This is a genomic window from Sorangium sp. So ce327 (assembly GCF_051530205.1).
In the GTDB taxonomy this organism is placed as follows: Bacteria; Myxococcota_A; Polyangia; order Polyangiales; family Polyangiaceae; genus Sorangium; species Sorangium cellulosum_B.
This window is the reverse complement of sequence record NZ_CP150330.1, coordinates 3299133-3310000: the sequence shown is the minus strand read 5'-3', so window position 1 is coordinate 3310000 and position 10868 is coordinate 3299133. Positions and strand designations below refer to the sequence as shown.

General features: G+C 71.5%; 4 protein-coding genes and 2 pseudogenes. 5 read left to right on the top strand and 1 reads right to left on the bottom strand.

Annotation, left to right across the window (positions count from 1 at the left end; all coding sequences use genetic code 11):
- Nucleotides 1-419: 419 nt before the first annotated feature.
- Both WME95_RS12655 and WME95_RS12650 read left to right on the top strand, forming a co-directional pair.
- Nucleotides 420-1433: a hypothetical protein gene (locus WME95_RS12655; protein ID WP_437908622.1), complete on the top strand. Its 1014-nt coding sequence runs from the start codon at nucleotides 420-422 to the stop codon at nucleotides 1431-1433.
- 131 nt (nucleotides 1434-1564) lie between these two features.
- Nucleotides 1565-2833, top strand: coding sequence for a sigma 54-interacting transcriptional regulator (locus tag WME95_RS12650; RefSeq protein WP_437908621.1), 1269 nt, complete (start codon nucleotides 1565-1567; stop codon nucleotides 2831-2833).
- A gap of 130 nt (nucleotides 2834-2963) precedes the next feature.
- Here the strand turns inward: WME95_RS12650 and WME95_RS12645 are convergent.
- Nucleotides 2964-3727, bottom strand: a pseudogene (locus WME95_RS12645) (SDR family oxidoreductase).
- 59 nt (nucleotides 3728-3786) lie between these two features.
- Here WME95_RS12645 and WME95_RS12640 point away from each other — a divergent pair.
- From WME95_RS12640 to WME95_RS12630, 3 genes and pseudogenes are all read left to right on the top strand, one after another.
- Nucleotides 3787-3909 (top strand): annotated as a pseudogene (locus WME95_RS12640) (helix-turn-helix domain-containing protein); the annotation flags it as partial.
- A gap of 229 nt (nucleotides 3910-4138) precedes the next feature.
- Complete coding sequence (locus tag WME95_RS12635) at nucleotides 4139-4690, top strand: DUF1993 domain-containing protein (protein WP_437908620.1); 552 nt, start codon at nucleotides 4139-4141, stop codon at nucleotides 4688-4690.
- A 480-nt stretch (nucleotides 4691-5170) separates the two neighbouring features.
- Complete coding sequence (locus tag WME95_RS12630) at nucleotides 5171-10723, top strand: AAA family ATPase (protein ID WP_437908619.1); 5553 nt, start codon at nucleotides 5171-5173, stop codon at nucleotides 10721-10723.
- Nucleotides 10724-10868 lie beyond the last annotated feature (145 nt).

Genomic DNA, 10868 nt, shown 5'->3' with positions numbered 1-10868 from the left:
GTTCGCGAGAGGCGCACCCTATACGGGCACCTCATGGCTGTCAACGCGAATGGTGGAGAGCGCGGGTGCGGTCAGGGAATGGTTGGGACGAGGCGGGCGAACTGAAGAGGAGTTGCTCGTCGCGCGGGCGCGCTCGGTTCGGCGGGTCGGCGCGGGGGAGGTGGTTCCGGGTTGCCCTCCCCTCGGGCCTACCGTGGGAGCCGGCCGCGCGGATCGTGAAGAGGCCCAGGGACGCCCCGCGATCGCGGGTCCACCTGGAGCGCGCGGAGGTGGCGCGATCGCGATCGCGATCGGTGGCGCCGGGCGCGATCGCGATCGCCCGCTCGGGCCGAATCGCGGGCCTAAGTGGCTGAATTCACATTGGAACTCGTCGGCACGCGGGCTGCTACGGGGGCGCTCGGAGAGGAGCCCCGATGCCGATGATGACCCGAGATACCTCCGATACGTCCGTCACGTTCTCCCTCGCGGAGCTCGCGAAGCTCGAGGAGGCGCGCGTGCGGGAGGAGCACCTCCAGCGCGCGAGGACGCGCGAGAAGGAAGCCCGCGAGCAGCGCGAGGAGGAAGCGCGCCTGCGGGCCGCGGAGGCGGCGCGGGCCGCGGCCGAGGCAGAGGCGCAGGCGCGGCGCGAGCGGGAGCAGGCCGAGGCGGAGGCGCGCGCGGAAGCGCGGGCGCGGGCGGCGCTCGAGGTGGCGCGCATCGAGGCCGAGGCGAAGGCGCGCCTCGAGGCGGATAACGCGGCGCGCGCGCACGATCTGGCCGTCGCCCGCGCGCGCGCCGAGGGGCGGCGCCGCAGCCTGACGCACGCGCTCGCCGCCGCGCTCGGCCTCGCGCTGTGCGGCGGCGCAGCGGGCGCCTACGGGGTCGCGCAGCACGTGGCGAGCCTCCAGCAAGAGGCCCAGCGGCTCCGTGATGCGCAGGCGGCGCTGGCAGACGAACGCGAGAGCGCGAGGGCGGCCGAGCTCGCGGCCCTCGACCGGCGCCACGCGGCGCTGCGCAGCCGGCCCCTCGCAAGCGACGCCGAGGAGGCACGCGCGACCGCGGAGGCGGCGCGGAACGCCCTCGATCCGCGGGCGCTGGACCACAACCGGCTGCGGGCGTTCGGGGACGCGCTCGACGCGCTGGAGACACGGCTCGACGCGCTCGAGAGGATCGCGGCGCTCGATCGGCGCCACGCGGACCTCGCCGCATGGGCCGCGGAGCGGCGGCGGCCCGAGGCCACGGCGGCGGCCCAGGTCGCCGCGGCGCGCGCGAGGACGCCGGGCGCCGACGAGGGCGCGCTCCGCGCTTACGAGAGCGCGCTCGCCCACCTGCGGGAGGCGCTCGCCCGACCCGCGGCGCCGGGCACGCGACCGCAGGTCGGGGTGGGGCCCCTGCAGCCCAAGTGCACGAACCCGGGAGATCCGATGTGCGGGTTCGACGGGCGGTCTCTCTGAGGCGCTGAAGCCGCGCTTCTCTGCGGGGAGCCGCGCTGCTCTCCGGGCGAACGACATCTCCGTCGCCCCTTAGCGCGGCGCTTCCACGCTCCGGAGGTGCATGGCACCCTGCGAGGAGAATGGCCAAGGACGTGTCGAGCACCCTCGATCACCGGAGCCCGGTGCGGCCCGAGGCCGGGAGGCGGCGGCCAGCGCTCGTGTGCGCGTTCCCGCGGCCCATGGCGTTCGCGCTGCCCGACTCCGGGACCGTCATCGGCCGCGCCTGGCTCGCCGAGCGCGGCCTCGCCGACGAGGAGGTGTCAGGCAAGCACCTGCGGATCGATCGCGCCGGCGGCGCGCTGCGCGTCGCGGACGTCGGGTCGCGCAACGGCACGTGGGTGAACGGGTCCAGGCTCGCGCCGCGCGACCTCACGCCGCTCGACGACGGCGCGGTGCTGAGGCTCGGGCGGGTGCTGTTCGTCTTCCGCGAGGAGCTCCTCGGCCCGCTCGATCCGGCGCCGCCCGTGGGCGGGCTCGTCGGGCCGTACGGCCTGCGCGGCGTCGCGCAGCCGCTCGCGGGCCTGCCGCGGAGCCGCCCCGGCAACGTGCTCATCGAAGGGGAGACGGGCGTTGGCAAGGAGCTCGTCGCGCGCGCCACGGCGGCGGCCCTCGGGCGCGCGGCGCCGTTCGCGGCGGTGAACGTGGCCGGCGTCGCCCGCGGCGTCTTCGAGTCCCAGATGTTCGGCCACGTGGCGGGCGCGTTCTCCGACGCGCGCAGCGCAGCGCCCGGGATCGTCGTGGCCCACGACGGCGGGACGCTGTTCCTCGACGAGATCGGCGAGCTCGATCCCGATCTCCAGGCGAAGCTGCTGCGGCTCCTGGAGAACCGCGAGGTGCTGCCGGTGGGGGCGCAGCGGCCGGTCCACGTGAACGTGCTGGTCGTCGCCGCGACCCACAGGGACCTCGAGGAGATGGTGGAGCGCGGGGCGTTCCGGCGCGACCTGTTCGCGCGGCTCGCGATGGCCCGCATCCACGTGCCGGCGCTCCGCGAGCGGCGCGAGGACCTCTTCAGCGTGGCCTGCGAGCTCGCGCGGCGCGCGGGCGTCGCGCTCCCGGCCGAAGCGGTCGAGGTCGAGGCCATGGAGCGGCTGCTGCTCGATCCCTGGCCGAGCAACGTGCGCGGGCTCGACGCGGCCCTCGCGGAGGTGCGCCGCCTCGATCACGAGCCCGGGCTGCGGCTGTGGGCGGTCGAGGAGGCGCTGGGGAAGGCGCCGGACGAACAGAAGACCGCGCTCACGCAGGAGCGCGTCGAGTCCGCCCTCGCGGCCGCCGGGGGCAACGTGACGTCGGCCGCGGAGCGGCTCGGCGTCTCGCGCGGCAAGCTGCTGCGCTTCCTCAAGCGCACTCAGCAAGGCGAGTGAGCGCGCCTGGCTCCGCGCGTCGGAGATCCCGCCAGGAAATTGTGTCCGCAAGCGCGCAGGAGCCCGCGCGGCCGCCTCTCCTCACGTCGGCCCGGCGGGGCTCGCCTCGACTCCCCCTCACCTCCTCGGGTCAGGTGCGCGTGATGGAGAGGCCGCCGTCGACCAGCGCGGCCGTCCCGGTGACGAAGGAGGCGTCGTCCGAGGCGAAGTAGAGCACGGAGCGGGCCACCTCCTCCGGGGTCGCGACGCGCTTGAGGGCGTGGAGGCTCGTGACGAACGCCTGCGACTCCTTCGTGCTGTTCGCCTCGTGGTACATCGCGGTGTCGACGGCGCCCGGCAGGATCGCGTTGACCCGCACGCCTTGCGGCCCGAACTCGGCGGCGAGGGCCTGCGTCAAGCCGATCAGGCCGGACTTGCTCGCGGCGTACGCGGCGGTGCCCGGGAACGCGACGGTGTGGCCGACGAAGGTCGAGGTGAAGATGACCGACCCTCCGCCGTGCTTCAGCATCGCGGGGATCTGGTGCTTGGCGCCGAGGAAAGCGCCGGTGAGGTTCACGGCGAGGGTGTCGCGAAAGCCGGCCTCGGAGACCCCGGTGCTGGGCCCCCCTCGCCCAGGACGCCCGCGTTGTTGAAGGCGATATCGAGCTTGCCGAACTTCTCTGTCGCCCGCGCTACCAGGGCCTTGGCGTAGTCTTCCGAGCGCACGTCGCCGGCCAGCGCGGCGGCGCGCCCGCCGCTCTTCTCGATCTCGCTCACCAGGCGTGCGAGCTCGCTCTCGCGCCGCGCCCCGAGGATGACCTTCGCCCCCTCGGCGGCGAAGAGCTTGGCGGTGGCCTCGCCGATACCAGCGCTCGCGCCCGTGATGATAGCCACCTTGTCTTGCAAACGTCCCATGATCCTTCTCTCCTGTCCGGCGCGCGGCGTCCCAGGGGCCGAGTGACAGACGGTCAGCGTTGGCGGCGCGGCGCCTGCGCCTGTCGAAGTCCGTCGTCAGCGAGCGCCTGGCCGAGCTCGAGAAGAGCGTGAGCGCGAGCCTCATCCACCGCACCACGCGCAAGCTGTCGCTCACGGAAGGGCTCCTCCGCGAAGTCGATATCCTGAAGATTCAGAGGGGGCGCGTGCTGATTCGATCGGGGCGCGCGGGACGGGGGGAGCGCGCCTCGGGGAGGGGGCAAGGCAACTCCCCGGGGGGCGCCCGGACAGGGTACTCTCGGCGCCGCCGGGCTTCGGCTTCACGACCTGCGTGCACGCCGACGCGAGCGCGGCCGAGAGGCCGCCGACCGACCGAGACCCAAGGAGACGCCCATGACCATCGCCCTGCACAGCCTGACGACCGGGACCTTCGTACCCTTCCTGCGCAACCTCTCCGCCCTGTTCGACAAGGCAGCGGCGCAGGGCCACGACGGTGCTGCGCTCGCCCAGATCCGGCTCGCCCCCGATATGCTGCCGCTCTCGATGCAGGTGCGCTTCGTCTGCGACCAGGCCCGCTTCGGCGTCGCGCGGCTCGTGGGCGAGGAGCCGCCGGCGGTGGCCGAGGCCGACGCCGACGCCGACCTCGCCGGCTTCAAGGCCCGGATCGAGCGCACCATCGCCTACGTCGAGTCCGTCGCGGCCGACCGCTACCGGGGCGCGGAGACGCGCACGATCGCCTTTCCGCTGGCGACCGACCTGTCGGTGGAGTTCACAGGCGAGCAGTTCCTGCGCGACTTTGCGTTCCCCAACTTCTATTTCCACCTGGTCACGGCCTACGACATCCTGCGCAACCAGGGTGTCCAGATCGGCAAAGCCGACTACATGGCTCACATCGGCTACGCGCTGCGCGGCACCCCGCCTGCCGAGGGAAGCGGACGGCAGTAACCATCAACGGTCGCCCCTCCGGCGGGCGCACGACGAGGCGCCCCCCTGTGCCACCGGCGCGATACCGAGGGTCGCATCGTCGGCGTCGAGGGCTCGATCGTGGGCCCGTTGACGCTCAACAAGGCTCCGGCAGCGAGTCCACGCGAGGGGCGGGCTCGACGTTCGGTCCAAGCTTGCTCACCCCTCCGGTGCCACCGGCGGCCCACTTCGACGCCGCTCCTGTTCCGCAGCTCTGACGCACCACGTCCACGCTGCCCATCGCGCCCCTCCCGTGAGACCCCTGGCCGCCAACGGGTGCGCCAGGCGCCCGGACTCCAGGGGGCGTTCGGAGTTTCCTGACGACCTCACGCGCCTGCACACCCAAGAGCCGCACGAGCTGGGCGTGGGCCAAACTCCGCCGGTGCCAAGTCACACCCGTTGGAATATACAAGTAGCTGGTCGTCGTGCGTCGCGTTGACGTGCGAGCGAGCAAGGTTTTCGATGATCGTCGAGAGAGGCTACGCGCTCCGCGAGAAAATCGAGGAAACTGCCGATTTTGCCCTGTACCGCGCATACCACGAGGGCGACGGCGTCCCGGTTCTGCTGAAAGTCCTGTGCGCGGAAAGATCGACCGGCGCCGAGGTCGTGCGCTTCAAGCACCAGTACGAGCGCATCGCGCGCCTCGCCTCGCCCCGCCTCGTCGCCCTGCGCGGCGTCGAGGCGCTCGCCGGCTCCTTGATCGTCGTCCTCGAGGACTTCCCGGGCCGCGATCTCGCGCGGATCCTCGCCGCGCGCCCGTCACGCAGGATGCCGGTCGGCGAGGCGCTCGATCTCGCGGCCGCGCTCGCCGAAGGCCTCGCCGCGGTGCACCTGGCCGGGCTCGTCCACCGCGATCTGCGCCCGCAGAACGTGCTCGTCGGCGCGCGCGGTGCGGTCAAGATCAATGGCTTCGGCGTCGACGCCGAGATCACCCACGCGCACGAGCGGCTCTACGCGCCGGCGGTCATCGCCGACGTGCTGCCCTACGTCTCCCCCGAGCAGACAGGCCGCATGAACCGCGGCGTCGACTACCGGACCGACCTCTACGCGCTCGGCGTCATTCTGTACCAGATGCTCACGGGTCGGCGCCCCTTCGAGGCCCTGGACCCGATGGAGCTCATTCACGCGCACCTCGCCCTCGCGCCCACGCCGCCGTCCTGCGTCGATCCGACCATCCCCGAGGCCGTTTCCGACATCGTGCTCAAGCTGCTCGCGAAGAACGCCGAGGAGCGTTACCAGAGCGCCGAGGGCCTGCTCGCCGACCTCGAGCACTGCCGCGAGGCCCTGCGCGGCACGGGGACGATCGAGCCCTTCGTCGCGGGCCAGCGCGATCGTCAGGACCTCTTCCGGATCCACCAGAAGCTCTACGGCCGCGAGCAGGACATCGAGGCGCTCACCGCCGCGTTCGAGCGCGCGCTCGAGGGGGGCCGTGAGATCGTCCTCGTCTCCGGCTACTCGGGGATCGGGAAGTCCTCGCTCGTACACGAGATCTTGAAGCCGCTCGCGCGGCAGAAGGGCTATTTCACGAGCGGCAAATACGACCAATACAACCGCGGCGCGCCCTACAGCGCGGTGATCCAGGCGTTCGACGACCTCGTGCGGCAGATCCTCACCGAGAGCGATGCGCGCATCCTCCGCTTTCGGAGCGCGCTCCTCGAGGCGCTCGGGCCGAACGCGCAGGTCGTCTGCGACGTCATCCCGTCGCTCTCCCACGTGATCGGCCCGCAGCCGCCCGTCCCGGCGCTCGGCCCGATCGAGGCGCAAAACCGCCTCAACCGGTGCTTCTTGCTGTTCGTCTCGGTGTTCGCGCGGCGCGCGCACCCGCTCGTCCTGTTCCTGGACGATCTTCAGTGGATCGACCCCGCGAGCCTCGGGCTGCTCCGCGCGCTCCTCGCCGACGACTCGCTCAATGCCCTCTTTTTCTGCGGCGCTTACCGTGACAACGAGGTATCGCCGGGGCACCCGTTCATCCTGGCGATCGAGGAGCTCAAGCAAGCCGGGCTCGTCGTGCGCAACATCGTACTCACCCCGCTCGCGCGCCCGCACCTGATCGAGATGCTCTCGGATAGCCTCAAGCGCAGCGACTGTGGGCCGCTCGCCGATGCGGTGCACAAGAAGACCGGCGGCAACCCGTTCTTCGTCAAGGAGCTCGTCCGGCTGCTGCACGACCACGGCGCCCTCGCGTACGCAGCCGGATCAGGCTGGCGCTGGGACCTCGCCGCGATCGACGCGCTCGGGTACACGGACAACGTCGCAGACCTCATGGTGCGCACCATCGCGCGCCTGCCGCCGGCGACGGTGAAGGCGCTCAACCTCGCCGCGGCCATCGGCAACCGGTTCGACCTCGACGTGCTCGCCGCGGTGAACGAGTGCTCGCCGGAAGACGCGTACGCCCGCCTCGATCCCGCCGTGAGCGAGGGGCTCGTGATCGCCGGGCGCGGCGGCTACCGCTTCGCCCATGACAGGGTCCAGGAGGGCGCCTACGCGATGATCCCGGAGGCGGACCGACCCGCCTTCCACCTCCGGATCGGCCGGCTGCTCGCGGGCAAGCTAGACCTCTCGGAGAGCCAGAGCCTCTTCGACGTCGTCGGCCACCTGAACAGCGCAGGCGACCTCGTGTCGGACCCCGCGGAGCGCCTGCACCTCGCCCGCATGAGCCTCGAGGCCGCATGCCGCGCCGAGGACTCGGCCGCCTTCGGCGCCGCGCTGCGCTACCTGCAGTTCGGCCTCCTGCACCTTCCGGAGGACGCCTGGGCGTCACAGTACCCGCTCCGCCTCGACTACGCGAAGAGAGCCGCCCTGATGCTCTCGCTCTGCGGCCAGCATGACGACGCCCTCTCGATCCTCTCCGAAGGCCTGGAGCGGGCCGCGAGCCGGCTCGATCGCACCGAGGTGCTGCGGCTCAAGATGAACGTGCAGGTGCTCAAGAACGACCTGCCAGCCGCGCTCGCGGAGGGGCTCGAGGCCCTGCGCCCGTTCGGGATCGACCTGCCTCTCTTCCCGGACGACGCCATGCTCGACGCCCAGGTGCGGGCGACGATGGATCTCGTCCGAGAGAGGACGATCGAGGCGCTGCCAGGCCTGCAGCCGCTCGCGGACCCGGAGATCCTCGCCATGCAGGACGTGCTCCAGGAGCTCTTTCTCCCCTGCTACTTCCTGGCCACGAACGACCTCGGCATCACGGTCGCGAAGATCCTCGAGAACACGCTGCGCCACGGGCTCTCGAAGAACTCGATCTTCGGCTGCATGAACTTCGGGATGCTCCTCTGCGCCCGCGGCGACATCGCGCTCGGCTACCGCTTCGGCCGCGCCGCCATCGACCTCGCGGACCGCTACACGGACAAGAAGTCCGAGGCGATGCTCCGCAATATGTGGGGCGCCTTCGTGCAGCATTGGCGAGAGGGCTACGCCGCCTGCAAGGCGTCGCTCGTCGCCGGGATGCACGCCGGGCTCGAAACGGGCCAGTACATCTGGTCGTTCTACAACACGGCCAATGGCATCACGAACAGCCTCCTGCGCGGCCTCCCGCTCTCCGACCTCCTCGCCGAGGCGCGGAGCTACCAGCCGACGCGCAAGCTCGACGAGTTCAATGCCATCACCTGGGCGGTCGGCGCGGTCGGACAGATCGCGCACCAGCTCTCGGTCGAGACCGAGCGCCCCGCCACGCTCAAGGGGGCGTGGGTCGATATCGACGAGGTGATCGAGGAGTCCCGCCGCATCGACAACCAGGCCTCGTTCTTCTTCGCCCACTTCTACATCGTCATCCTCTGCGTCTTCCAGGGGGCGTTCGAGGAAGCGGCGCGCGCTGCGCTCTTGCCGAACATCGAGATCCCGGCCGTGGCGGCCTGGCATGGCAACCCCGCGTTCCATTGCTACGCAGGCATCGCGTTCACGCAGGCGGCGGACGTCGTCTCCCCGGCGGAGCGCGCGCTCTTCCTCGCCCGCGCCGAGGTCTCCGCCGAAAAACTCTCGCGCTGGGCGGACCTCTGCCCGGAGAACCTGGCGCACCGCCGCGCCCTCCTCCTCGCCGAGCTCGAGCGCGTCCGCGGCGACGCGCGCGCCGCCGGGGACCGCTACGACGAGGCGATCGCTCTCGCGCAGCGCGGCGGCTATCTCCACGACGAGGCGCTCGGCAACGAGCTCGCGGGCCTCTGCTTCCGCGCGCTCGGCAAGGAGACCATCGCCGGCGCCTACCTGACCAAGGCGCACAGGGCGTACGGCCGCTGGGGCGCGACGGAGGCGATGCGGCGCCTCGAGAACGCGTACCCCGACCTCGTCCCGGGCGAGAGCCTCCGCGGCGAGAGGAGCCCGCAGGCCGGCGCCGCGCTCGACGTCGGCTCGGTGCTCAAGGCCTCTCGGGCCATCTCGGGCGAGATCGTCCTCGACCGCCTGCTCGACGCGCTCATGCGCATCATGGTCGAGAACGCCGGCGCGCGGCGCGGCGTCCTCCTGCTCCTGCGTGACGGACGGCTCGTCGTCGTGGCCGAGCACCAGATCCGGGATGCGTCGGTCCGCGTGCTCGGCGCGGCGCCCCTCGAGGGCCGCAAGGACCTGCCGGCCAGCGTCGTCACGTACGTGGCGCGGACGCGCGAGACCGTCCTGCTCGACGACCTCGCGATCGACGGGCCGTTCGGGCGCGATCCCTGCTTCGCCGGCGGTGCGCCGCGCTCCTCGCTCGCCGCCCCCATCGTCTACAAGGGCCGCCTCGCCGGCGTGATCTATCTCGAAAACGACCTCACCCGCTCTGCCTTCACGCCCGATCGCGTCGAGGTGATCCGGCTGCTCTCCGCCCAGGCGGCCAACTCCATCGAAAATGCGCGCCTCTATGCGGATCTGCAGCAGGAGAACGCGGAGCGACGGCGCGCCGAGGAGGTGCTCCGCCATTCCCTCTCGCTCCTCGAGGCCACGCTCGAATCGACGGCGGACGGCATCCTCGTCGTCGACGACGAGCAGCGCGTCCTGTGTCAGAACCACAGGTTCACGGCGATGTGGCGCATCCCGGACGAGATCCTCTCCACCGGGTCGGACGACACGTTCCGTACGTTCGTCTGCGACCAGGTCCTCGATCCCGAGGCGTTTCTGCAGAGGATCCGCGCTCTCTATGCCTCGCCCGAGGAGTCCAGCTTCGATGCCATCCCGTTCGTGGACGGGCGCGTCTTCGAGCGTTATTCGCAGCCCCAGCGCCTCGGCGGGCGCGTGGTCGGGCGGGTCTGGAGCTTCCGCGACATCACCGCGCGCGTGCGCGCCGAGCAGCAGCGCGATCAGCTCCTCCTGGACGAGCGGCGGGCGCGCACGGCAGCGGAGGAGGCCGTGCACCTGCGGGACGAGTTCCTCTCTATCGCCTCGCACGAGCTCCGCACCCCGCTCACCAGCCTGCTGCTCGCCATTCAATCGCTGGGGAAAAGGCTCGCGCGGGGCATGGACGTCGAGCGCGTGCGATCCGCGGTCGCCCTCTCTGGCCGCCAGGTCAAGCGCCTCACCGACCTCATCGATATGCTGCTCGACGTCTCCCGGATCCAGGCGGGGAGGCTCGAGCTGTATACGGCGCCCGTCGAGCTGCGCGCGCTCGTCGACGAGCTCGTCGCCCACCTCGGCGATCAGATCGCGCAGTCAGGCAGCGTGGTCGCCGTGCGCGCGGAGCAGCCGGTCATCGGCCGGTGGGACCCGCACCGCCTGGAGCAGGTCGTGACCAACCTCCTCACCAATGCGATCAAATTCGGTGAACGCCGGCCGATCGACATCACCATCACCCGGGAAGATCGGGTCGCGCGGCTCTCGGTGACCGACCGTGGGATCGGGATCTCGGCCGAAGTGCAGGCGCAGCTCTTCGAACGATTTCGCCGCGGCGTCTCGTCGAAACATTACGGGGGGCTCGGGCTCGGCCTCTATATCACCCGCACCATCGTCGAGGCGCACGGCGGCCGAATTCGCGTGTCGAGCGAGGTCGGCCGGGGCTCGACCTTCTGCGTCGAGCTGCCGCTCTCGACCGAGCGCGCGGGGGATCTGTCGTCGTAGCGGTTGCCTCGAGCGGCTTGCCCGGCTCGCGGCTTTGATTCCTCCCGAGCTCCGACCGTCACCGGGCTGCGGTCATGGTGATCGCAGCCCCGCTTTTCTTTGTCGGGTCGAGGCGCCGTGAGACCCTGAGGGACATGGGAGTTCG